The organism is Peptoanaerobacter stomatis, from assembly GCF_000238095.2.
GTDB lineage: Bacteria > Bacillota > Clostridia > Peptostreptococcales > Filifactoraceae > Peptoanaerobacter > Peptoanaerobacter stomatis_A.
Genome location: NZ_JH815225.1, coordinates 1,619,368 through 1,644,575, shown reverse-complemented (window position 1 = coordinate 1,644,575; position 25,208 = coordinate 1,619,368). Strand labels below are relative to the sequence as shown.

Genomic DNA, 25,208 nt, shown 5'->3' with positions numbered 1-25,208 from the left:
TATATTTTGGTGTTTAAGGGAGCGGATTTAATGGAATATTCTACAATTAAAATACAAGATAACTTGTATTACATCGGTGTTAATGACAGGCACACACATATGTTTGAAAATATGTGGCCTCTTGAAAAAGGTGTGAGTTACAACTCTTTTTTGATGACAGGCGAAAAAAATATCATAATAGACTCTGTTCACGCTGAAAGATTTGAAGTATATATAAGTAAGATAAGATCTGTTATAGGCGATAACGGCATTATTGATTATCTCATAATCAACCACATGGAGCCTGACCATTCAAGTTCTATAAACTTACTTTTACAAGCATATCCGAATATGAAACTTATCGGAAACAGCAAAACGGAAGAATTTATACAAGCATTTTATAAAATAGATACCAAAGATATATTTATAAAGGTTGAAGACGGCGAAAAACTGAAATTAGGTGAACATGAATTCACTTTTTACAAGACACCTATGGTTCACTGGCCTGAATCAATGGTTACTTACTATGAAAAAACAAAGACTCTTTTCTCTCAAGATGCTTTTGGAGGCTTCGGAACATTAGATGGCGGAATATTCGATGATGAAGTGAATTGGAGAGAACATGAATACGAAACAAGAAGATATTTTACAAATATAGTAGGAAAATTTTCTCAACAGATACAAGGTGCTTTGAAAAAATTATCCGCATTGCAAATAGATGTAATTTGTCCTGTTCATGGCTTAATTTGGAGAAAAGAACCACAAAAAATAATATCTCTTTACGATTCTCTTTCCAAATACGAAACAAGAGAAGGGGTTGTAATAGCATACGGTTCTATGTATGGAAATACTGAGAAAATGGCAGATATGCTTGCCAACACACTTTCTAAAAACGGAATAAAAGATGTACTCGTATATGACGTTTCAAAAACTCATATATCTCACATATTAGCTAATATATGGATATACAAAGGATTATTGCTTGGAAGTTGCTCATACAACAATTCTTTATATCCTGTAATGGAACATGCTTATCGTGTGCTTGAAATCAACAAACTGAAAAACCATACCTTGGGAATATTCGGAACTTACGGCTGGAGCGGAGGCGGAGTAAAAACTTTAGTAAACTTGCCTAAATCAAACCCTGCGTATGATTTTATAGAAGAAGTTGTAGATGTAAAATGCTCACCTTCATATGAAGATTTCCAAAAATGTATAGCACTTGCAGATGAAATGACAAAAAGAATAAGAGCATAAATAAAAAAGTGATTGTTATAGACAAATACCTTGTTTATAATAATCACTTTTATTTTTTATAATATAGTTTTTTCTAAAATATGCTTTCAAATTCTCCAAAGTCCATTCTGTCATCTAAGCCAAGATATTTTCTTTCCATATCATCCAATATAGATAAACAGCGTTGTTGTACTCCGTTACTTTCTGCATCTTCCTCAAATTTTTCACAATCCCTATCTATTTCGTTCATAATTTCAGGAGAAAGGTTCCTTTGAGCAAATGTGTATACCAATTCATTTTCTTTATTGATATGTCTTTCCAAAAGATGTGTGTAGGATATAGAATTTGCTATTATGTCGAGTACAGAATCAATATCACCCATTTTATAATTATCTAATGCTATACCAAGCTCTGACATAAATAGCCTGCCCATATCGTGTTCAACAAGCATACCGTGAGTTACCAATTTTTGTGCTGCAGGACCGAGATGCTTAACCATACGATTAAAAAGCAGTCTTTCTTCTTTTCCATGATGATGTTTGTCTGCATAATTTTTAATAAAATATATCATTTTTTCAAAATCATCAAAGTTGACTTCTTCTTTATCATATAATTTTCTACAAAAAATTCTCACTATTTTTAACATTCTTTTTATATTTCCATGCTCAAGCATCATAAGCTCTATAGAATTCATCGCTTCCTCCCTAAACCTTGTAATACACCATTAAATAATTTATAATAAATGAATTTTAGCTACTTTAAACATTTTCAACTTCAAATTAAAACATCTGTTAAATTTATACTAAAGATTAATAGAAAATCATAATAATTGATTTTTCCGGTAGACTATTTATATTAATGTTATATCATTATATAAGTTATCTATAATTTTATTAGAAAATAGTATAAGAATTTATTAGCTGAGTAAAATTAAGCAAATTTAAAATAAACAACCTATATAAATATATCTAATAATTAAACAGATATTTGTATTATTTATAATTTGATAAAAATATTTAAATCTTAACTATTGAAAATATATTTTCCTCTATATTTTCATAGTCTTCATCGTTTAACTTCACTTCAAAAGTAAGGCTTTCATCAAGTGCATTGATAAATGATTTTATCCACTCGTTTCTTAAAATATAAAAATATTTTATGCTTATACCTACTTCATCCCAATAATCTCTATGAAGACATCTTGTATAATGAAAAGATATTTTACTGTCATCATTTGCAAGAAATTCTGTAGTTCTATCGCAAGGCATCCCCTCCAAAAGAAAGTTGTTCAATATTTCATAGGCATCTTTCGGTGTTAAATCATCAGATTTAAGCGGTGTGCCTATTTTATTTCCGTGCGCTTTAAACACTTCTTTCAATTCATCAATATTTGAACTGTCTGAATCAATTATATATTTTACAAGATATGCCTGCCTATATTCCGCTTTTTGTATCTGATTTTGTAACCAACCATGTATGTTTGACGTATCTATTTGTTCTTCCAAAGGTTTATCTTCTGTAGGATAACCGAATTCATCATACATCTTATTTATATCTATTGACACGCCTTTTTTATCGGCAAACTTCAATATATCGGTCTCCAAATTTTCAAAACATCTTATCTTATCGAATAGCCAAAAATGTATTTTCCCCAAAAAAAGACTCATAACTTCTCCTTTATTTCTTAATACTAAAACCTATTTAAAAAGATAATACTAAACTCCCATAAAAATAACGGTGCAAAAGAGAAGAATAAGAGATGATACCTTTCAAAAAAAACATGCTCAAAAGTATAACTTTAAAGGATTTGAACATGGCATCTATTTGATGGAATATTAGTATAAAATAATAGTTAACAATAAAGTTTATTAAATGTTACTACTTTAATTAGGCAATAGTATGAGTATATCTTAAATTCAAATAAAATTCTGTATTAATTGTTATTTAACGCTTCAATTATTTCATCTGCGTTTAAACCATGAATCATAGCAGCTTCTTCTATTGTTTCCGCTTGTGATGACGGACATCCTATGCAACCCATTTGAAATCCCATAAGTATTTCAGCAGCCCCTTCTTTCATTCTCAATATTTCACCTATTGTCATATCTTTAGTTAATTTCATTTTATTATCCTCCTGAGTATATATTTTTTATTTTTTAGATCTTATTTTTTCATATAATACTAAATCTCTGATAAAAAAACTAATGTATGTGAGAAATTCATAAATATCCTTATATTTTATTAAATTTACACTATACTATTGTTCTATCATTATATTAAGTTTTGGTATGAAATCCATATCTCATTTATAATCATATTATAATCAAATAATGTGAATAATTCTGTAACCTATATTACATTTAATGAATATTTTATAAATTTTTTGTAAATAATATTTAAGTTTTTATATTTTATCTTATATGATATAATAAAAAATAATTGAAAAATAAAAATTTTTAGGAGGACTATTATGAAAAGATTACTTAAAAATTCATCGCTGATAGCATTCGGCTTAATAACGGGCTTAACATTATCCTCATTTGCCTCTAACGAAAGTATAATGGCTGTTCGTGATAACATAACTTCTATATTTGTAAAAGGAGAACAGATAAATACAAAACCTGATGATGCTCCAATAAATTATCAAGGCAAATTATACGTTCCACTAAGAACAATATCTGAGAAAATGGGTCTTGTAGTAGATTACAACAAAAGTTCAAAAAGTGTATATATAACTGAAAAACCTTTGACAAAAGAAGAAAAGTTGGCACAGCACGCAGAAATATATAATGAAGCTATGGCGGATTTCCAAAAAGCTCAAGCTAAAAACGTAGAAGATGCAAGAAAAGAAGATATAAAAAAAGAAAGCTCCATAGATTATAAGGACCTTCCTATATCATTTAGAAAAGATAAATTTTTTATGAAACTTACATTAACTGTTAAATCAAATTCAGACAACAACAGCGAATTTTATTTTGATGTTAAAAATGACGGAGATAGCGGAATTGTAATAGATCCGTTTTCTGCTAAATTCGACTATTCAGATGCTCATGCTGAAAGACAATTGGATACATCTGATGTAAATATAGGTCTGTTTGACAAAAAGGTTCTGTCAAGTATAGATGCCGGATTTGATGACAGATTGTATTTGACTCTTAAGGAGATACCGAAAGATATTAAACAAGGAACTTTAAGCTTTAACATATATCCTGTTGGAGAGGACTCCAATATAACTAAGGTTATAATGCCTATAAAATTGGATTAATATGTTTAATATAGCTTGTATAATAATGGCATCCGGTCTGTCCAAAAGAATGGGTAAAAACAAACTTCTCCTTCAATTTAAGGAAAAAGAGATTTTTAAATATGTTTTGGATGCCGTAAATTTATCTGATATTTCTCAAAGAATTGTAGTATCCTCATATGATGAAATATTAGACTATGCTGAAGGATTAAAAAATTTTAAAACTGTAAAAAATAGCGAAAATACTCTTGGACAATCAAAAAGCATATTACTCGGCATAAATAATTCCGATATATGCGACGGATTTATGTTCTTACCTTGTGATATGCCTTTTATAACACATAGTTTGATAAATGATATATGCAGTTTTTTTTATCAAGACAGCAAATGTATAGCTGTGCCGAGAGTTAACACAAAAAACTCTATGCCTACTATATTTCCATATTATTTAAAAGCAGATTTACTTAATATATCAGGTGATGTAGGCGGTAGAGAAATAATACGCTCAAATCCAAAAATACTTAGATATATTGATATAAAAAATCCTCTTTTGTTACAAGATATTGATACAAAAGAGGATTATATAAAATTTAAAAATGTTTGATTAAAAACTCATTTACAGTTGCCCAATAATTTTGGGCATCTTTTTTTGCACCTTCAACGTGTTTACAACCTTTACTTATATAGATATATTTGGGATTATCTGATTGTAATAATTCATATGTTTTATGTGCATTATCCAAAGGTACAAAACCGTCTTTATCTCCGTGAAGTATAAGCGCAGGCAATTTATTGGCTATAAGTGAATCCGTTGCATTAACCTCTTCAATATAATAACCTGCTTTGATTTTTGTAATTATACTTGCCAAAGAAATGAATGGAAAAGACGGAAGATTGTATAATTTTTTAAGTTGATATCTAAGCTCTTCTTCGGCATCTATATATCCGCTGTCTCTATAAATACCTTTACATTTTTTGTAAGCTCTTCATCCAGCACATTCATAACAGTTGTAGCACCCATACTTATTCCAAACAGTGCTATATCAGGCTTATCATGCGTATCGTTTAAGACATCTATCCATTTTTTCATATCTTTAGAATCATAACCGCCCATAGATATAAATTTACCCTCACTTTTTCCAAGTCCAATCAAATCAGGCGCAAATACATTATATCCCAAATCATAGAATTTTTTAATATAATATGCCATATTATATGCATTTGAACCATAGCCATGTGTTACTATAACCCATTTATCAGACTTATCATTCAAAAACTTATATCCAACTAAATTAAAACCTGTTACAGAGGTCATTTTAACTTCTTTTTTATTATTTAAAAACCAATTCTCTTCTTCAATATAATATTCTTCCTCTTTTTGCTCCTGATTGCTTATGCTGCTCTTATCAGTTGAAGAATCAATAGCCACAGTATAAAAATAATCTCCGATAAACACGAGTAAAAACAAAATTGATGCCAATATTACCGCTATTATAATTTTAAATTTTTTCATAAGCCCTCTTACTAAGATGCATTTTTATAAATTCATTTCTCTTAACTGATTTTCTATAATTTCTTCTTCATCCTTCATCGCCAATAGTGTTTCTTCCAAAAGTCTATCTATGTCCCAACCGAGCATATCTGCACCTTTATTTATAATATCTCTGTTGCAACCTGCTGCAAATTTTATATCCTTAAACTTTTTCTTTAAACTTTTAAGCTCCATATCTTTGCAACTTTTTGACGGACGCATTAAAGCACACGCACCGATAAGCCCTGTAAGCTCATCACAAGCATAAAGTATTTTTTCCATCTCATGCTTAGGCTCTATATCCACTCTATGTCCGTAACCATGAGAACATATAGCATCCACCATATCATTATCCACGTTTACATCTTTTAAAAGCTCAACCACTTTTATACAATGTTCATCAGGCCACATCTCATAATCCAAATCATGTAATAATCCTACAATACCCCAATAATCTTCTTCTTGAGAATATCCGAGTTTATTTGCAAAATATCGCATTATCGACTCCACTGTAAGAGCATGCTTTATATGAAATATTTCTTTATTATATGTCATAAGCAATTTCAACGCATCTTCTCTTGATATTTGGCTTTTTCTCATATTATTTTCCCTTCTTTTTCATTATGACAAAATCTGCAATTAAATAAACATAATATATAGAATTTATAAAATATACTATGTACTTAATTACAGATTTCTAATATAGTAAATAAAATTTATTAAATCTGATATTTTTCTAATTTCAAAAATTTAATTATAAATTAATTTACTAAAAAATTTTTATAAAACTATTTATTTTTATCTTTCTTTAAAAATTTATCTTTCTGCGTTTTGAAGCCACGTTTTCAATAAGTCCTATAGCAATCATACTCATAAGCATAGAACTGCCACCATAACTTACAAATGGTAAAGGTACACCTGTAACAGGCATTATTCCTATAGCCATGCCTATATTTTGTATAAATTGATATAAAAACATAGAGAGCACACCGACTATTATAAGACTTCCGTACAAATCTTTTGATGACATAGCTATGCCAAGCATTCGGCTCATAAATAAAAAATATATGCCTATAACTATAAACATACCCATTATTCCATATTCTTCACCACATACTGAAAATATAAAATCCGAATCGCTCACCGACAAAAATCCGAGATTGTTCTGTGTGCCGGAAAATGCTCCTTGTCCGAATATTCCACCTGAAGCTATCGCTATAATAGAACGAAAAACTTGATAATTATCTGCCGTAGCTGTCGAAGAAAAAGCAAAAAAATCCTTTATTCTGCTCATTTGATACGGCTTTAATATCTTGTCCAAAACATATAAATATATCAGTGGAAAAGTAAGAACAGTGACTATTATAGCTCTATTTACCACTTTCATATTTATTTGCGCAAGAAACAGCATACCGAATATTATACAAAAAAATACTATCGCTCCTCCAAGATCCGGCTGAGCAAGTAATAACAATATTATCGGCATAGGTATTATAAAAGCTTTTACTATGTCCTTTAATGTATTTATATTTCCTGAATTTTTTTCAAGATATTTTGCAAACACCAATATAAAACCTATTTTTGCTATCTCAATAGGCTGAAAATACATAATTTTCAAATCTATCCAGCCTCTTGCACCTCCCATTGTTTTTCCAAGTCCCGGAACATACACCAACAGCAAAGATAGTATTGAAATTATATATATGTGTTTGTCATATCTCTTAAAATCGTCATAATTTATCATTTTCATAGCAAATATCATAACTATTCCAAGCATAAATGCACCGAATTGAACTATAAGTCTTTTCGGACTTGCTCCATCAGGCACGTGAATAGCTGATGCTATAAGCACTTCCCCTATCAAAAAAAGTATTGTAACTATCAGAAGAAGTATTTTGTCAAAACCTTTATTACTATCCATTTTTTTACCTTAAAATATCTTTTTTATAGGTACATTAGCTGTAAACTGCGGAGAGTAACTTTCATTAGTGGAATCTTTTTTGTTAACTATGCTTATCTCCACATTGTCTCCATCAAGCTCAATATACTTGCTGAGCACCTCAATCAAATCTTTTTTTATAAGTTCTCTTTTTTCAGGCGAAAAATCTCCCCTGTCATGTATCAACACCAATTTTAATCTGTCTTTTGCGACATCTTTGGAATTTTTATTAGAGGTCTTAAAAAAATTAAATAAATTCATAAATATGCCTCCTTATTTACCACTAAATAAAGATTTTAATCTGTCAAAAAATGATTCTTGTACTTCCATATCTACAAACTCTACCTTTTCGCCTTCCAACCTTCTGGCTATATTTTTATAAGCTTGTGACGCCAAACCTTTATTTTCTAATATTACAGGCTCTCCTTTATTGGTAGATATAACTATGTTTTCATCATCAGGTACTATTCCGAGCAAGTCTATTCTAAGTATGTCAAGCATATCTTCAACATTAAGCATATTTCCTCTTTTTACCATTTCAGGTCTTATTCTGTTTACTATGAGTTGAGGATTATATACTTCTGAAGCCTCTAATAACCCTATTATTCTATCAGCATCTCTTACAGCTGATACTTCAGGTGTTGTTACAACTATTGCATCTGTAGCACCTGCCACAGCATTTTTAAATCCGTTTTCTATACCTGCAGGACAATCTATAAGAACATAATCATATTCTTTTTGCAAATCTTCACAAAGCTGTTTCATTTGCTCAGGTTTTATAGCATCTTTATCTCTTGTTTGAGCTGCCGGTATCAAAAATAAAGACTCAAATCTCTTATCTCTTATAGTCGCTTTTTGATAAGTGCATCTGCCTTCGATAACATCAACTATATCAAATACTATTCTGTTTTCCAATCCCATTACCACATCAAGATTTCTAAGCCCGATGTCTGCATCTATTATTACTACTTTTTTTCCAAGTTGACTCAAGGCACTTCCTATATTAGCTGTAGAAGTTGTCTTTCCAACTCCACCTTTTCCGGAAGTTATAACTATAACTTTTGACATATTTCCTCCATTAATTTACTTGTTGTATTTCTATTCCTTTTTCTTTTATTAATGCCATCTGAACACCTGAATATGATTTTTTGTCATCTTTTGGCGGTATGGCTATAAACTCTGCTATTCTAAGCTGTGTTGCCACTATTTTATTTGCTATCACCATTGCTTTTTTATCGCCTTTTGCCCCTGCATTTGCAAAACCTCTAAGTACACCGAGCACTATTATACTTCCGCTTGCTATAAGCTCTGCACCTGCATTCACATCTCCTATTACCAATATATTGCCGTCATAACTGACAGATGCTCCGGAGCGAAGCGGACTTTTTATTATCTTTGTTTTATAATTGTCATCTTCAAGTATATCAGCTTTTACTACTTTGGGAATGTTTTCCTTCAAAATTTCTTTTTTCGGTTCTTTTGTATTTTTTTTAATAATCTTTTTTTCTTTATAGTCTATGTTAAGCTCTGTTTTCAAAAAATCTTTTATTCTTTGTATATCTATTATGTTCAAATCTTTAGCATTTATAGAGTTTATAACGCTTATATCTTTTAATATAGAGTCTCTTTCAAATTTTTGTTTTATATTGTCTATTGCCTTTTTATAATCATCAGTAAAAATATTAAGAATAAAATTAGAATTATGTGATTTTAATTCAACTATTTCATTATCCGCTGACATTTATTATACACTTTCCTCCCCAACTAATCTTATTGAAATATCATACCATATTTTTAAATAACATTCAATTTTTATATTAAATAAAATTTTATGTGTATTTAATAAAGGCATAACTTTAATAAGCTACGCCTTTATTTTTTGCTGATATTATTAAAATATAGGTGATTCGTTGCCTGATGAATTATCACTGCCTTCAGTTGATGATGGATCAGGTGTTGTAGGTTGCACCGGTTCTTGATTATTTGTAGTCTCTGTTTGTTGATTTGTATTTTCTGTCTGTCCTTGTGTTTCGCCGGTAGTCTTATTTGTATCATCTACTACCGAATTGTTTATAGATTCGTCTGTAACAGGCGGTTGTACATCCGTATTTGCATCTGTGTTTTGATTTTGCTGATTTGCTTCATTTTTCTGCTCATTTTCGAATAATACATCATCTGTTTTTAATTGAGTTGATTCCACTGTTTTTTTAGTGCTTGCCGGTGCATTATCTTCACTTTCCTCATTACTGTTGTAACTGCGTACATATCCGCTGTCATTACCTCTTCTTAATGCAGCCGCTTCAAACTCTTTGGATGGGTTCAAATCTTCGTCCGTTATTATAGAATTATTTATTATCTTTTGCATAAGTGCCTGTGTTTTATCTATATCGGCTAAATAATACCATAATTGGTTAAAATATGAAGGTGTTCCCACTTCCTGATAAAAATGTATATTTTCTTTAGGCATACTTGCTGCATCTGCGACAAGTCCCATAACTTGTGATAAATCCAAACTTGTTTCTACACTGGCGAATGCTACTTCTATAATTTTAGGTAGGGTTGTCGGATTGAGAGATTTTTCCAATATTTTTTTCATAAAATTTTGTTGTCTTTTTACTCTACCTTCATCGCCCTCTTCTCCATGCGAACCGTCATTATTATGTCTCCATCTTAGATATTCTATCGCATTACTTCCGTCAAGATATACATTTCCTTTTGAAAAATGTACATGCAAAGGAGGATCTGAATACGGATCGTCATAATACATATTAAAAGGTATATTTACTTCTACTCCGCCAACTGCATCAGTTATTTTTGCAACTGCATTATAATCCACCATAACATAGTCATGTATAGGTATACCGAGTATCTCTGATACTTTCTCAGCCAATCTTTCTACTCCGCCTTTTGTAGACGGCATTTCATATACTGAATTTATTTTTTTCAAAGTTCCGTCTCTATATGAATTTTCAACATAAGTATCTCTCGGTATGGAAATCATATTGAGAGTTTTTCCCTTAGGATCAAAAGTTGCTACCATTATCATATCTGTTCTTGTATGCTCCATGCCCAGCACCAACACGTTCAATCTGTCTTTTTGACCTTCAGGTAAATTTTTTCCGCTTTTATCTACTACATTAAATTCTTTTTTTACATTTTCATTGAATGCTTTTTGAACTGCAAAAGCAAGTCCTCCAAAAACTAATATAAGAATAACGAACACTGCTATAACGATATTCTTCTTTTTTAATTTCTTCAAAACTGAAGCCTCCTACATACTGCATTATTATATTTTTTTCTAAAATATAATATCTTAATTAATTTTATAATATATTTTAATGGGTTTATATGTTATTTTAAGCAAATATCATATAATCATTATAAAAATATACTTATTCTATCACTGATAACTTAAATTTATCTTTACGATTTTTCAGGCACATCCGATTCCATCAATTTCTTATCATATGGATAGGTTTTTACCAAATCGCCTAAAACGAAATATCTCTTACCCGTTTTTGATGAGTAATAGCAAGTCATAAGCGATATTATCGGATTTCCTCGCTTTTGAGATTCTTCGTTTTTTATCATATATATTGCTGTGTCGTCCACAGTTTTTGTGGCATAAACTTTATATTCATATATTTTATTTTTGTCTGTAACTTTTATAACATCATCTATTTTTACATCCATTAATGCACCGAATAATATGCTTTTATCCTTGTTGTAATGCCCTGCAAGGGTAAAATTATTCTCTCCCATTTTGTCATCAGGTTTCATAGTTGCAACGCCTGCCAAAAGATTGTTATCCGTTGCTCCTTTAAAAATAGTCAGATTCATATCTACAGACGGTATTACTATCTGCCCTATAAAAAGTGACTTATCTATATTCTCAACACCTAAAAAAGTGGATGTAGGAGATATTTCCTTAACTTTTGAAAAATCAAAATATTCATTTTTCAATACTTGTTCATCATTTTTTTTCAGCTCATCTGCCGGCATATCATCGACAGATATCGTAGCTTCGTTCATATTTTGCTTGATCTTATAATCATTGTAAAAAGGCATAATCATAATTAAAATCCCAACAATTATAAGTAACAGGAAAAATATTTTTTTTATCTTCATCTTTTTCCTCTAAATCTTAAAATAAAGCTTGTATTGTCCATTTTTTATACTAAATACTGATTAAAACTGCATTATAATTATATGCTTAAAAATTTATGTTTTTCAACAACAAATAATATCAAGTTTGGATATTTTATAATTCATAATAATATTTAGTATAATCTACATTTGTTCAGGTGATTTTATACCGAATATATTAAGAGCACTGCTTATCCCATATGTTACAGCTTTTGTTAGTGCCAATCTGTCTTTTTTCATCTCTTCATCATCTATATTCGCTATTGAATTTGAATGGTAGAACTTGTTAAAAGCCTGTGACAAATCTAAAACGTATCTTGCAATGTGATGAGGCTCATTTTTGAGCATAGCTTTTTCAAGTGCATCATCGAATGTACCTAATATCTTTATTATTGAAACGGCATCTTCATTGTCTGCAAGTGTCTTATAAGTAGCATTTGAATAGTCAAATCCGTTTGACTTTCTGATTACTGAACAAGCTCTTGCATGAGTGTATTGAACATATGGACCTGTCTCTCCTTCAAAGCTCAAAGTTTTTTCCATAGAAAATATATAATCTTTTGTTCTTGAGTTTGACAGCTCTTGAAATACTACCGCCCCTATTCCTATTTGTTTTGACAACTCATCAATATTTTGTAAATTAGGATTTTTTTCTTCAATTATAGTTTTTGTCTTTTCAATTGCATTATTGAGCACATCTTCCAAAAATACCACATTACCTTTTCTTGTAGATAAAGTACCCTCTTCAAGTGCTACCATACCAAAAGGAACGTGTATACAATCCTTGGCGTAATCATGTCCCATAAGCTCTATTATTTTTTTGAATTGCTTGAAATGCAGTATTTGCTGTGAACCTACTACATATATATTTTTGTAAAAATCGTATGTTTTTTTTCTATACATTGCAGCTGCAATATCTCTTGTAAGGTATAATGTTGAACCGTCACTTTTTTGAACAAGTGCCACGCCTAAATCGTATTGCTCCAAATCTACAACTCTTGCACCTTTTGAATCTTGGAGAAGATTTTTTTCTTTAATTTCTTCTATTACAGCCGGCATCTTATCGGAATAAAAACTCTCTCCGGCATAAGAGTCAAAGCTTATACCAAGCATATCATATACCTTTGAAAATTCTTTTAAAGACTCTTCTCTGAAAAATGTCCAAAGTCTGACAGCTTCTTCGTCTTTTTCCTCCAGTTTTTTAAACCAAGCTCTCGCATCATCTGTAAGTGTAGAATCTTTTTCTTCTTCCTCGTGAAATTTAACATATAATTTCAATAGAGTTTTTATAGGCTCTTGTTTCAGCTCGTCCACATTACCCCATTTTTTATATGCCACTATCAATTTTCCAAACTGTGTTCCGTAATCTCCAAGGTGATTTATACCGACAGTATTATATCCCATATATTTATACAGTTTATATAAAGCGTGTCCTATAACTGTTGTCCTTATATGACCTATGTGAAACGGTTTAGCTATATTAGGAGATGAATACTCTACAATTACGGTTTCCTTTTTAGGCTCTTTTTTACAATAATTTTCCTTTTCTAAAAGCACTTTATCAAGCACCTGCTTAATAACCATATAGTTGTTGAGATAGAAATTTACATATCCTCCCAAAACTTTTATTTCGCTTATAAAATCAGGTTTTTGTATATTTTCACTGATTTCACTCGCTATTATTTGTGGCGCCTTTCTCATAACCTTTGACAGTTTAAAACACGGGAAGGCAAAATCTCCCATATCTGAATTTGGCGGTATTTCTATAATATCCAATATTTCTTCTTCGCTTAATGATTCTATACTGCTTTTCAAAAGCTTTGCAATTTCAACTTTAAAATCCATACTATCTCCCTAAATTACTTTTTATCTATACAATTTTTACATATACCTCTTATAGTTATATCTAAACTTGTTATTTCATTGCCTTGTTTCGACAAAAAGTCAAAATTCATATTGTCTGTTATGTCAAAATCATATATACTTCCACATTTATTGCACAAAAAATGACCGTGTGACGATGTTATTAAATCATATCTCGATTCGCTTGTGTCAGCATTTATACTTCTTGCCACTCCCTCTTTTATAAAAAGGTTGAGAGTATTATAAACCGTAGTTTTTGATAAAGACGGTATCTGCGCAACCAAATCCGTATAAATCTGATTAACTGTCGGATGGTCTTTTTTACTGCTCAATCTTTGTAATATCTTAACTCTTTGGAATGACGGTTTTATGTTATGTTTCATCAAGAAATCGCTCAATTCTTGAATGTTATCGTAATTTTTCATAAAAATCTCCTCAGATTTTAAAAATGCTTAAAAAATTAATTTTCTTTAAATATGTATTATATCATATGTTACACGAGTTTTCTATATAAATTTAAAAACAAATCAATTTTATAGTGCCTAATAAATAAGTTAAATATATATATTTTTTTATAAAATTTTATGAAAATATTTAATTTCATCTTTTAATTAATCTTGATATTACTCAATTTTAAAATTTTTCAAAAAAAATATTGACCAACGGTCATTTCAGTGTTATATTATATATTGACCAACAGTCATTATCAATATAGATTTATTTTAAATGTATAATTTATATTTATACTAATACTTAATGGAATTTTATATTGTTTGAATACTGAATTATTTTAGTTTTAATTTACTAAAAAATAAATTTTAATATATTTATGAAATACAGTATTAATTTTAATTTAGCACTTGGATAACGTATCTGACAAATGAAAGGCGAAGGTGTATACTTATAATGTTACGTAACTGAACCTTGATATGAAGTCCAACGAAGTTAGGCAAGTGATAAATTAAAATTTTATTGACGAGGTGAAAATTTATGAGCTCTATAAAAAGCACATCTGTAAAAACGGATAAAAAAGAAAATTTAATTAACTCGGCTATGGAAATATTTAAAACAAAGGGTGTAGCCAATACAACAGTTGCCGATATAGCAAAGTATGCCGGAACTGCAAAAGGCACGTTTTATTTATATTTCAAAGATAAAGATGAGATAATACGCACAATCATAATGAATGAAGCATCTAAATTACTTGAAAATGCAATTAACCTTTCAAAAAATTTAAAAACAGAAAAGGCAAGCGACAAGGTCATATTCGTTGCAAATGAATTAATGAATGCGTTTTTAGAAAATATAAAGTATGTGGAAATAATACACAAAAACTTATATACCGGTCTTTTTTCAAAATCCGATAATGATGTGTTTTCAAATGCTGTGAAAGAGTTTGTCGCAAACGGAAAAGAAAAGGACACTGTAAAAGCTGAAAAAAAACTGTATATAATAATTGAAATGGTAGGAGGAGTTTTTTATAACTCGATAACAAACAATGAACCATATTGTTTGGATGATATAAAAGATGAGCTGTTTGAATGTATTCGTAGTATTGTTGACAACTAAATTTATACTTATTCATTTATGCTTGAGTAAAATTTGTTCTATAAAACATATAGTATTAATTTTAATTTAGCACTTGAATACAAATGAAAGGCGAAGGAGCGTACTAATGCTATGTGACTGAGACTTGATGTGAAGTCTAACGAAGTTAGGTAAGCTGATAAATTAAAATTTTATGATTAGTCTTTAAATTATTTATTGCTTAAGCAGTAAAAATTTTTTATAAAATGAATTTTTTTGAAATATTTCATCAAATTCAGCATAGTATAAAAATTAAGAAAAGAGATGATATTTTGTTAAATTTTTTTGCAAAACTTATTACAAAGAACAATAAATTGGTTGTACTTATATCTGTTTTGCTAATAGTACCTTGTATTTACGGAACAGTTATGACACGTATAAACTATGATGTTCTTTCTTATTTGCCTAAGGATAAAGAGTCCGTAATAGGTGAAAATGTACTTGAGGATAAATTCAAGACTGCTGCTACCACGTTTTTGATGATAGATAATATGCCTCAATCAGATGTCAAAAAACTTTCTAAAAAAATAAAAGAAATCCCTGCTGTAAATGATGTAATCTACGTCAGAGATATAATCGGCATAGGAATACCTAAGGATTTTTTACCAAAAGAACTCTCCGATATATTTTATTCTGAAAAAGGTGAGCTTTTGATGATAAAATACGAAGAAAAAGCGGCATCAGAGTCTACAATGCAGGCAATAGATGAAATGAACAAATTATTAAATGAGCAATGCTTTATAAGCGGTCTGTCTGTCTTGTTAAAAGATATAAAACAATTAATTTTAACGGAGATGCCAAAATATGTTTCACTTGCAGGTATACTTTCGCTTATTGTATTGATTGTTTGTTTGGAGTCTTGGATTTTACCTTTCATATTTATGGCTACGATAGGTATTGGAATCATATATAATTTTGGAACAAATATATTTTTAGGTGAAATATCTTATATAACTCAAGCCATAGCATCTATACTTCAACTTGCTGTAACCATGGACTATGCGATATTTGTAGTACACAGATATGATGAAGAAAAAAATAACTATGCTGAAAAAAATGTTGCTATGCAACACGCAATCGTAGGTGCTTTTTTATCACTTGCCGGCAGTTCATTAACTACAGTTGCAGGTTTCGGTGCCTTATGTTTTATGAGTTTTACTTTAGGTATGGATTTAGGTCTTGTTATGATGAAGGGCGTTATACTCGGCGTGATTACTTGCGTAACTTTTTTACCTGCCTTGATTTTAATTTTTGACAAAGCTATCCATAAATATACACATAAATCTTTAATACTTGAATTTCATAAACTTACAGATTTTATACTTGAAAGAAGAAAAAGAGCAATTTTAATATTTTTAATAGCATTTTTACCTGCTCTTTACTATCAATCACATTTGTCTATATATTACGATATAAGTAGAGCTTTACCAAAAACTCTGCAATCCAATATAGGCAAAGATAAGTTGGAAAATGACTTCGGTATGGGTACTTCACATATGATAGTTATGAAAGATGGTATAGAAAGCAGAAAAATGAAAAAAATGTTCAATGAGCTTGACGATATAAAAGGAATAAAAAGATCCGTAGGATATGAAAAATTTGTAGGTCCTGCAATTCCTGACAGTTTTATACCTCAAAGTTTAAAAGATATGTTCAAAAAAGATTCAAGCCAAATGATTCTAATAAGCTCGCAGTATTTACCGGCAACGGACGAAGTAAATGAACAAATAGATAAAATCATATCAATAGCAAAAAAATATGACGATACTTCACTTGTAACAGGAGAAGCCGCACTTACCAAAGATTTGACTGATACTGTAAATAGGGATATTCAAACCACAAATTTTTTATCAATATTAGCAATATTTTTAATAGTAGCAATAGTTTTTAAATCGGTTTCGATACCATTTATATTAGTATCGTGTATAGAACTTGCTATATTTATAAATATGGCTATACCATCTGTGCTTTCTCATTCAGTTGCATTCGTAACACCTATTGTAATAGGAGCTATACAGCTTGGAGCAACAGTTGATTACTCAATACTTCTGACCACAAGATTTCAGGAAGAACTGCAAAAAGGACTTGATAAAAAAACAGCCATACAAACAGCAACACAATCCTCTGCAAAATCCATAATAACGAGCGTGCTTGTATTCTTATCTGCAAATCTTGGCGTAATATTTATGTCAACGATTGATATAATAAAAGGCATATGCGTTACACTCGCAAGAGGCTCCATAATATCAGGTCTTGTAATATTATTCATATTGCCTCCTATACTTTATGTATCAGAAGGATTTATTAATAAGACTTCATTAAAATGGAGAAATTAAATCAAAATGAGGTGAATAAAATGAAATACAATAAAATAAAAAAACATCTAAGTTTACTGCTTTCAATGTCTTTAATTTTTTCTGTCATCTTGGTAAAACCCATATACTCTCAAAACGAAATTACAAAATACGAAACAGTTTATACAAATTTGCGAAGTGACGGACAAGAAAAAGAAACAATAGTTTCAAATTGGCTTAAAGACAGCCGTTTTTATAATGAAGTTATAGACAAATCAAGTATATCAGATATTAATAATATCTCTAATGATGATATGCCCATATTTAAAAATAATGACATAATGTGGAATACAGACTCAAAAGACATATATTACCAAGGTGAAACAACAAAAACATTGCCAATCAGCACAAAAATAACCTATTATCTTGACGGCAAAGAGATTTCTGCAAATGATATAGCAGGAAAAACCGGAAAAGTAAAAATAAATATAAAATTTATAAACAATACTATCAAAAGCGTTAATGTGAACGGAGTACAAAAAGCTGTTTCCACACCATTTACCGTAGCAACAGTAATAGGTTTTGACAACGAAAAATTTTCAGATATACAGGCGGAAAACTCCAAAATATTTTCGGACGGCAACAATCAAATGGTTATGTTCATGGGTTTCCCCGGACTTAACAACTCACTTAATCTAAAATCTACTTCAATAGAACAATTAGAAGATATAGACATACCTTCAGAATTTACAATAACAGCAGATGTCAAGGAATTTGAATTAAGCTCAATAGCAATAGTGGCATCTCCACAAATACCTGAAATGCTCAAAGACATCAAAGGCATAGACGATTTGGAACAAGCCAAAAAAGACATAGATACAGCTATAAACGCAAAAGACACCATAAAAAAAATAGATGAAAAAGACACTATAAAAGAACTCATCAAAAACCCTAAAAAAACAGAAAATGCCAAATTATTGATAGATGATTTATTTGAATATTATGAATTGGACAAAGAATTATTTGACATACTGCCAAAATATATAACAGATGAAAATATAAAACTCTACGATGACACAAAAAAAGATTTAAAAGATGCAGATATAAACTACGTATTGGATAATCAAGTATTAAGATATATACCTGACAGATTAAACGACAAGCAAATAGACAAAACAAGATTGTTAATATCAGATTATGACGAAATAAAAACTTTCGATATGGACAGATTTGACAAAGCATTGGAAATAATAAACGATTATGACAATATGCAATTAATGATAGAAAGCTCTTCAAATCTGTATGATAAAATTAAAAAACACGATAAAGAACTCGACACACTAGAAAAAATGACAAAATATAGCGACAGAGTTTTTGACCTAATGGATAGAGTAGAAAACGAAGGTTTTGGAGGTTCTCTTACACAAAGCGATATAGACTATATGCTAAAAGCTCTCGCAGAGAAAAAAACAAAAGAAATGAGTCATATGTTCACATCACTTCTTCCCGAAAATGAAACAGATCCACTTTCAAATGAGCAAAAAGCAAAGCTTACCGTACTCATAGACCAAGGAATGAAAAAAGGACAAATCGGAGTTACTACCGCAAGTCAATTAAACGCACTTATAAATACAGGATATATTCCTGAGCCTTACAGAACACAAATATTACAGATGTTCACACAAGGAGCACAAAGAGAAATAATGAATCAAATAAGCTCAACAACTTCCCAAGTAGAAAGTTTATTATATGACCTAAGAACAATCCAAATAGATATACAAAACGATATAGGCTATAATTATAGAAGTGATTTGAGAACTGCACTTGAATTTACAAATGAAATAATGCCTGAAATAAGAACAATACGAGAACAAGAGAAGAAAAACGAAGAAACAGTAAAAAAAGCTATAGATTTAGCAAAAAACAAAGATGATATGAAATATTTTCAGTATTGGGCAAACAGAATAAAAGAAATGAAAAAAGATATGGATTACAACGATGAAAATATAAACATAATGAAGGATTTATTAAACGAATACAACGATCCTAAAATAAAACATTTCTATGAAAAAATACCAACTCTTAGAAAACACATAGACAAGATAAGACCTATATTAAACTCACTCTCAGACGAATTGGACATAAAAAAATACAATGATTCTTTACACAAATCACCTCAAACAGTAAAAACATTATTAAAAATGAAAGAAGATTTGGACAATAACAAAGATATAGCAGATACATTAAAACTATCATTAGATGACGAAGTTATAAAAGTTGCAAGACAAATGATAGAAGTTATAGAAAGACGAGATGAAAAAGGAGATTTGGAAAAATCAAAAAATAAATTGGATGACTTACAAGATATAATAGACAGAAAAGATGCAATAATCACATTATCCGATAATTATACAACATTTACAGGAAAACAAAACGATATGAATTCAAGTGTAACATTCGTCATGAAAACCGATGAAATAAAAATACCTGAGAAAAAGGAAGCATTTGTTCCTAAACAAGAAGAAAAACAAGGCTTTGTAGACTGGGTAAAAGGAATTTTCATAAAATAATACTAATAATAAAATGATAGAAAAATAACATTGTATAAATTTATAAAATAGAACAATATCTATAAACTTCTTAATAATAAATTATGTATGATTCTATGAGAGATTAGTATAATACTACTCCAAAATATAATATGAAATATATTTAAACATTACAAAAAGTACCCTACTTAATAATGAGCAGGGTACTTTTATATTTATTTTTATTCTTCTTCTGTATTTTCATGTCTGTTGGAATATCTTCCTCTATTGTGATTGAATCCGCCTTTTTTCAATGATAATACTATTCTTCTGTTAGGTTCTTCTCCTTCAGAAAATGTATTTATTCTGCTGTCATCTTGAAGAGCATAGTGTATAACTCTTCTTTCATATGGATTCATAGGCTCCAATTTTATATTTCGTCTTTGGAATATTACTTTTTTTGCCATTTTTTTAGCATATGCTATGAGTGATTTTTCTCTTTTTTCTCTATAATTTTCTATGTCGAGTATTATCTTTTCATGTGAATCAAGAGCTTTACTTACTACGATATTTGTAAGCATTTGTAATGAGTCCAAACTCTCTCCTCTTTTGCCTATAAACATAGCTGCATCTTCACCTTTTATTTCTACTCTTGTATTTTCCTCAGTTTGCACTATATTTATGTCGCATACTATATCCATAGACTTAAATACTTTTCCTAAGAATTCTCTTATCAAATCTTCTCTATCAACTATTTTTTTTACTTTTATTATATAGTCTTTTGCTCCTATTCCCAAAAAACCCTTACTGCCTTCATCTACAACTTGTATATCCAACTTACTTTCATCTACGCCTAATTTTTCTATAGCTTTTTCTATTGCCTCTTGTCTTGTTTTTCCGCTTATTTGTATATATTCCATAATTGCTCCTTTATATATCTCATTATAAAATGATATTATTAATTTTCATACGCAATTTGCTAATAATTAAAGAAATCATATTATATACAACATTGTATTATCTGTTATTTTTCTTTTTTATAGAAGCTTGGCTATCTCTTTTGTTTGATCTATCATCATCTCTAAAATTCATATGATATTCATACTTACCTATTAAATATTGTTGTAAAATCTGTACCAATGTTCCTGTTGCCCAGTAAAGTATAAGACCAGCCGGTAAATTAATACCCCATATAAGCATCATAAGAGGCATCATATATGTCATCGTCTTGTTCATACCTTCTGCTGTCGCATTTGAAGAAGAAGATGATGATGATCTGCTCATAGACATCTGCATTTGTACATATGTGAAAAGTGCTGATAATACAGGTAATATATATGGTAAATTTATACCTTGTATAGCTATGACATCAGGAACTTCAAGTGATTTTATCCAGAAAAATCCTTTATCCACAAGATTATAAGCAGTTTCATTCAAAAACACATATTTTATAGGTTCTCTTACAACTCTGTACATAGCTATCAATATAGGAAATTGTATAAGCAAAGGTAAACATCCTGCTGCAGGATTTACTCCGTTTTCTTTATATAATTGTGATAATTTTTCACTCTGTTTTTGCGGATTACCCTTATATTTTTTATTTATTTCGTCTACTTTCGGCTGTATAGTTTTCATAGCATTCATAGAACGCATTTGTGAAAATGTAAGTGGTAAAAGTATAAATTTTGTAACTATTGTAAATAAAATTATTGAAAGAGCATAATTATTGCTCATATCATAAAAAAGTTTAAGTAAATGCCCAAACCATATTGATATCTGATTCAAAACTTCCTCCTGTGAATACCATATAAACTGCAACAGTTTAGTATCAATTTATTTCAAAGGGTCATATCCGCCTTTGTTAAACGGATTACACCTTAATATTCTCCATATACTTAAAAAACTGCCTTTAAAAAAACCGTATTTTTTATATGCAGATAAACAATAAGCCGAACAAGTCGGATAAAATCTGCAACATGGTCTTTTCATAGGCGATATATACTTTTGATAAAATCTTATTATCTTCATCATAATTTCTGACATATACTCATCTCTTCATCTTTTTATCATTATAAAATATAAAAAAATATAAATTCCGTTTTACACAAGCATATCTGTCTTTTTTAATACATGTCTTATGGAACTTCTCATAGAATAATAATCAAGGTCATCTGAGCCTATTCTTGCCAAAAAAATAATACTATATCCGCTTTTCAAATCTTTCATCAATCTGATATTTTCTTTTATAAGTCTTCTGAGATGATTTCTAACTACTGCTTTACCTACTTTTCTTGATATGCTTATACCTATTTTTAAATCATCGGTATTATTTTTCATATAGTATATGACCAATTTTTTATTGGCAAATGACTTTCCTCTTGTATATATTTTTTTAAAATCTTCTTTTTTTCTTATCATGTCAAAATTCATAACAAAAATAACTCCTATTGAGGCTAAAACAAGCCACCTTAATGTAGATTAAAGTGGCTTTATTTTTAAACATCCGAATAACATATTTATGTTTATTCTCAATTATGCTGAAAGTCTTTTTCTACCTTTAGCTCTTCTATTTTTTATTACATTTCTTCCGCCCGGAGTTCTCATTCTTTTTCTAAAACCATGTTCTTTACTTCTTTGTCTTTTTTTAGGTTGGTAAGTTCTTTTGCTCATGTTGCACCGCCTTTCACTGTTCTGTTTTGTTAGTTTTAATCTTAACGGATGTATTCAGACATTAAAAAAATCCCTCAAAGGATTCGGTCATCTTCCTACAATCAATAAAATTCTTGATAAATACATCCCAAATTCAATAAATATTACTAATCATATATTATAGTAAAAACCGCCTCAAAATTAGTATATTACAAGTATATGATGTAATTGTCAGGTTTTAATATTAAAACCACATAAAATGATAGCAATATTATACGGTTTGTAGGGCGATTTGTCAAATTCTTTTTAATTTTTTTATTTTATTATTTTTTTATATCTAATCAAAATATAGTTATCCACAGATAAAAATTTACTACATATTGTAATTTTTTTCAAATTTTTTCATAAAAATATTTTTTTTTTAGCTAAAAAAGTGAGTAATAAAAACACTTTTTAAAATTTTTTTATTGAAACTTTTTGTTATATTTGATATATTATCTATACCAAAAAAACTGTTAAGATGTTTATAAATTTTATCCACTTATTAACATATTGTTAATAAGTTTGTGGATAACTTTATATTTTTTGTGTATTTATCCACAAAATGTTATTATTATATTGTTGATAATGTGTATAAATTTAAAAACAAATTGTTGATAATTATTTTTTTGAAAATTTTATTAACAGTTTTTTTTGTCTTATACACAAATTTTTTATACTTGAGGTTAATAAAATGGAAACTGATGGTTTGATAATATGGAAAAAAGTATTAAATTATCTGAAAGAAAATGAAAATTCAACTTATATAAATACTTTTTTTTCAGATAAAGCATCTTATATGCACGAATTTTACAATAACACTTTATTTATAAAATGTGAAAATTCCTTTATTCTTGAACATATAAAACAAAATATCGAAAAAATAAATTCTATAATCAAAAATGAATTAAATATAAATAATGTAACTGTACAGCCTATATTAGACGATTCCGAGATTAAAAAAATAATAAATCCACCTGTAAAAAATTCGGATAATATACTTGCAAAATATACATTTGACTCTTTTGTAATAGGAAACTCAAATAAATTTGCACATGCTGTATGTGTATCTGTAGCTGAACATCCTTCATTTGAAGTAACAAAAGATGCACACAATCCTCTTTTCTTGTATGGTGGTGTAGGACTTGGAAAAACTCACTTAATGCACGCAATAGCGAACAGATTGAAAGAAAAAAACAGCGATTACAAAATAGCTTATGTAACATCCGAAAAATTTACAAATGAACTTATAAATTCGATAAAAGAAAAAAATAATGAAGAGTTCAGAAAAAAATATCGCTCATTAGATGTTCTTTTAATAGATGATATACAGTTCATTGAAGGTAAAGAGGCAACTCAAGAAGAATTTTTCCATACTTTTAACGAATTACATTCAAATAACAAACAAATAATAATCTCAAGTGATAGACCTCCACAAGAGCTCGTTACACTTGAAGACAGACTTCGTTCAAGATTTGAAAGCGGAGTTCCTATAGACATACAAGCTCCTGATTTTGAAACAAGAGTAGCAATATTAAAGAAAAAATGTGAAATAGACCAAAGAGATATATCAGATGATGTTTTGATACTGATAGCCAAAAATATAAAATCCAATATAAGAGAACTCGAAGGCTCATTAAATAAAGTATGGAGCTATTCAAAAATGATGCAAACTCCTATAACATACGATATGGCTACCGAAGTATTAAAAGATATGTTAAAAAACAAAGAGACAAAAGAACTCAATATAGATTATATAAAACAGGTAGTTGCAAAAGAATTTAATATAAAAATAGATGATTTATCATCAAAAGCAAGACCTAAAAACATAGCATATCCAAGACAGATAGCAATGTATCTATCAAGAGAGCTCACTAATTTATCACTTCCGAAAATAGGAGAAGAATTTGGAGGCAGAGACCATACAACTGTTATGCATGCCTGTGATAAAATTAAAGATGATATTGAGAAAAAAACAGATAAAATAGATGTTAAAATAGACAAGATTATAGCAATATTAAAAGATTGATTTATAAATGTTGATAACTTAATAGTTATTAAATATTTATTCATAGGTTATCAACAACATTATTAAATAAAAAAAATTAATTTTTTCAAGTAATACACAGACTTATCCACATATTCACAGCTACTACTAATATTACTACTAAAA

At 29.3% G+C, this 25,208-nt stretch carries 26 protein-coding genes; 7 read left to right on the top strand and 19 right to left on the bottom strand.

Annotation, left to right across the window (positions count from 1 at the left end):
• Positions 1 to 30: 30 nt before the first annotated feature.
• Positions 31 to 1,236: an FprA family A-type flavoprotein gene (locus HMPREF9630_RS07220; RefSeq protein WP_009527847.1), complete on the top strand. Its 1,206-nt coding sequence runs from the start codon at positions 31 to 33 to the stop codon at positions 1,234 to 1,236.
• Positions 1,237 to 1,309: 73 nt separating this feature from the next.
• Here the strand turns inward: HMPREF9630_RS07220 and HMPREF9630_RS07215 are convergent, their stop codons facing one another.
• From HMPREF9630_RS07215 to HMPREF9630_RS07205, 3 genes are all read right to left on the bottom strand, one after another.
• The gene (locus HMPREF9630_RS07215) at positions 1,310 to 1,909 is read right to left on the bottom strand and encodes a hemerythrin domain-containing protein (RefSeq protein WP_009527846.1); all 600 of its coding nucleotides are present in this window, start codon (positions 1,907 to 1,909) and stop codon (positions 1,310 to 1,312) included.
• A gap of 322 nt (positions 1,910 to 2,231) precedes the next feature.
• The gene (locus HMPREF9630_RS07210; protein ID WP_009527845.1) at positions 2,232 to 2,882 is read right to left on the bottom strand and encodes a hypothetical protein; all 651 of its coding nucleotides are present in this window, start codon (positions 2,880 to 2,882) and stop codon (positions 2,232 to 2,234) included.
• Positions 2,883 to 3,148: 266 nt separating this feature from the next.
• Positions 3,149 to 3,337 carry a DUF1858 domain-containing protein gene (locus tag HMPREF9630_RS07205; RefSeq protein ID WP_009527844.1) on the bottom strand — a complete coding sequence of 63 codons (189 nt, stop codon included), beginning with the start codon at positions 3,335 to 3,337 and terminating at the stop codon, positions 3,149 to 3,151.
• A gap of 348 nt (positions 3,338 to 3,685) precedes the next feature.
• Between HMPREF9630_RS07205 and HMPREF9630_RS07200 the strand changes: the two genes are divergently transcribed.
• Together HMPREF9630_RS07200 and HMPREF9630_RS07195 are read left to right on the top strand one after the other, a co-directional pair.
• Positions 3,686 to 4,480, top strand: coding sequence for a stalk domain-containing protein (locus tag HMPREF9630_RS07200; protein WP_009527843.1), 795 nt, complete (start codon positions 3,686 to 3,688; stop codon positions 4,478 to 4,480).
• A 1-nt stretch (position 4,481) separates the two neighbouring features.
• Positions 4,482 to 5,063, top strand: coding sequence for an NTP transferase domain-containing protein (locus HMPREF9630_RS07195; RefSeq protein WP_009527842.1), 582 nt, complete (start codon positions 4,482 to 4,484; stop codon positions 5,061 to 5,063).
• On the opposite strand, the gene HMPREF9630_RS10555 is transcribed toward HMPREF9630_RS07195, so the two are convergent.
• The 11 genes from HMPREF9630_RS10555 to HMPREF9630_RS07145 all read right to left on the bottom strand — a co-directional run bounded on the left by HMPREF9630_RS10555 (position 5,050) and on the right by HMPREF9630_RS07145 (position 14,363).
• Entirely contained in the window at positions 5,050 to 5,328 is a 279-nt protein-coding gene (locus tag HMPREF9630_RS10555; protein WP_009527841.1) for an alpha/beta hydrolase family protein, read from the bottom strand. The two genes, HMPREF9630_RS07195 and HMPREF9630_RS10555, sit on opposite strands and share 14 nt — an antisense overlap.
• 68 nt (positions 5,329 to 5,396) lie before the next feature.
• Positions 5,397 to 5,972 (bottom strand): alpha/beta hydrolase, encoded by a 576-nt coding sequence (locus HMPREF9630_RS10550; protein WP_009527840.1) that lies wholly within the window; start codon positions 5,970 to 5,972, stop codon positions 5,397 to 5,399.
• A gap of 24 nt (positions 5,973 to 5,996) precedes the next feature.
• Positions 5,997 to 6,590 carry an HD domain-containing protein gene (locus tag HMPREF9630_RS07185; RefSeq protein WP_009527839.1) on the bottom strand — a complete coding sequence of 198 codons (594 nt, stop codon included), beginning with the start codon at positions 6,588 to 6,590 and terminating at the stop codon, positions 5,997 to 5,999.
• Positions 6,591 to 6,798: 208 nt separating this feature from the next.
• On the bottom strand, positions 6,799 to 7,911 hold the full coding sequence (locus HMPREF9630_RS07180; RefSeq protein WP_009527838.1) for an FtsW/RodA/SpoVE family cell cycle protein: 1,113 nt from the start codon (positions 7,909 to 7,911) through the stop codon (positions 6,799 to 6,801).
• Between the two features lie 9 nt (positions 7,912 to 7,920).
• On the bottom strand, positions 7,921 to 8,190 hold the full coding sequence (gene minE / locus HMPREF9630_RS07175) for a cell division topological specificity factor MinE (RefSeq protein ID WP_009527837.1): 270 nt from the start codon (positions 8,188 to 8,190) through the stop codon (positions 7,921 to 7,923).
• 12 nt (positions 8,191 to 8,202) lie between these two features.
• Positions 8,203 to 8,997: a septum site-determining protein MinD gene (gene minD, locus HMPREF9630_RS07170; RefSeq protein ID WP_009527836.1), complete on the bottom strand. Its 795-nt coding sequence runs from the start codon at positions 8,995 to 8,997 to the stop codon at positions 8,203 to 8,205.
• A 10-nt stretch (positions 8,998 to 9,007) separates the two neighbouring features.
• Complete coding sequence (minC, locus tag HMPREF9630_RS07165; protein ID WP_009527835.1) at positions 9,008 to 9,670, bottom strand: septum site-determining protein MinC; 663 nt, start codon at positions 9,668 to 9,670, stop codon at positions 9,008 to 9,010.
• A gap of 150 nt (positions 9,671 to 9,820) precedes the next feature.
• Entirely contained in the window at positions 9,821 to 11,188 is a 1,368-nt protein-coding gene (locus HMPREF9630_RS07160; RefSeq protein WP_009527834.1) for an LCP family protein, read from the bottom strand.
• Between the two features lie 164 nt (positions 11,189 to 11,352).
• Positions 11,353 to 12,057 carry a class A sortase gene (locus tag HMPREF9630_RS07155; RefSeq protein WP_009527833.1) on the bottom strand — a complete coding sequence of 235 codons (705 nt, stop codon included), beginning with the start codon at positions 12,055 to 12,057 and terminating at the stop codon, positions 11,353 to 11,355.
• Between the two features lie 162 nt (positions 12,058 to 12,219).
• A complete protein-coding gene (gene argS / locus HMPREF9630_RS07150) occupies positions 12,220 to 13,920 on the bottom strand; it encodes an arginine--tRNA ligase (RefSeq protein WP_009527832.1) in 1,701 nt (566 codons plus the stop codon).
• Between the two features lie 14 nt (positions 13,921 to 13,934).
• Entirely contained in the window at positions 13,935 to 14,363 is a 429-nt protein-coding gene (locus tag HMPREF9630_RS07145; protein ID WP_009527831.1) for a Fur family transcriptional regulator, read from the bottom strand.
• A 565-nt stretch (positions 14,364 to 14,928) separates the two neighbouring features.
• Here HMPREF9630_RS07145 and HMPREF9630_RS07140 point away from each other — a divergent pair.
• From HMPREF9630_RS07140 to HMPREF9630_RS07130, 3 genes are all read left to right on the top strand, one after another.
• Positions 14,929 to 15,507: a TetR/AcrR family transcriptional regulator gene (locus HMPREF9630_RS07140; protein WP_009527830.1), complete on the top strand. Its 579-nt coding sequence runs from the start codon at positions 14,929 to 14,931 to the stop codon at positions 15,505 to 15,507.
• 290 nt (positions 15,508 to 15,797) lie between these two features.
• Positions 15,798 to 17,861: an efflux RND transporter permease subunit gene (locus HMPREF9630_RS07135; RefSeq protein ID WP_009527829.1), complete on the top strand. Its 2,064-nt coding sequence runs from the start codon at positions 15,798 to 15,800 to the stop codon at positions 17,859 to 17,861.
• A gap of 20 nt (positions 17,862 to 17,881) precedes the next feature.
• Positions 17,882 to 20,389 (top strand): hypothetical protein, encoded by a 2,508-nt coding sequence (locus tag HMPREF9630_RS07130; protein WP_009527828.1) that lies wholly within the window; start codon positions 17,882 to 17,884, stop codon positions 20,387 to 20,389.
• A 200-nt stretch (positions 20,390 to 20,589) separates the two neighbouring features.
• Here HMPREF9630_RS07130 and jag read toward each other — a convergent pair whose 3' ends face one another.
• The 5 genes from jag to rpmH all read right to left on the bottom strand — a co-directional run bounded on the left by jag (position 20,590) and on the right by rpmH (position 23,017).
• Positions 20,590 to 21,267, bottom strand: coding sequence for an RNA-binding cell elongation regulator Jag/EloR (jag, locus tag HMPREF9630_RS07125; protein WP_009527827.1), 678 nt, complete (start codon positions 21,265 to 21,267; stop codon positions 20,590 to 20,592).
• A gap of 97 nt (positions 21,268 to 21,364) precedes the next feature.
• Positions 21,365 to 22,132 carry a YidC/Oxa1 family membrane protein insertase gene (locus HMPREF9630_RS07120; RefSeq protein WP_009527826.1) on the bottom strand — a complete coding sequence of 256 codons (768 nt, stop codon included), beginning with the start codon at positions 22,130 to 22,132 and terminating at the stop codon, positions 21,365 to 21,367.
• Between the two features lie 48 nt (positions 22,133 to 22,180).
• Positions 22,181 to 22,390, bottom strand: coding sequence for a membrane protein insertion efficiency factor YidD (yidD, locus tag HMPREF9630_RS07115; protein WP_009527825.1), 210 nt, complete (start codon positions 22,388 to 22,390; stop codon positions 22,181 to 22,183).
• A 57-nt stretch (positions 22,391 to 22,447) separates the two neighbouring features.
• Positions 22,448 to 22,777, bottom strand: coding sequence for a ribonuclease P protein component (rnpA, locus tag HMPREF9630_RS07110; protein ID WP_009527824.1), 330 nt, complete (start codon positions 22,775 to 22,777; stop codon positions 22,448 to 22,450).
• 102 nt (positions 22,778 to 22,879) lie between these two features.
• Complete coding sequence (gene rpmH / locus HMPREF9630_RS07105; protein ID WP_009526048.1) at positions 22,880 to 23,017, bottom strand: 50S ribosomal protein L34; 138 nt, start codon at positions 23,015 to 23,017, stop codon at positions 22,880 to 22,882.
• Positions 23,018 to 23,729: 712 nt separating this feature from the next.
• On the opposite strand from rpmH, the gene dnaA reads away from it, so the two are divergent.
• Positions 23,730 to 25,064 (top strand): chromosomal replication initiator protein DnaA, encoded by a 1,335-nt coding sequence (dnaA, locus tag HMPREF9630_RS07100; RefSeq protein WP_009527823.1) that lies wholly within the window; start codon positions 23,730 to 23,732, stop codon positions 25,062 to 25,064.
• Positions 25,065 to 25,208 lie beyond the last annotated feature (144 nt).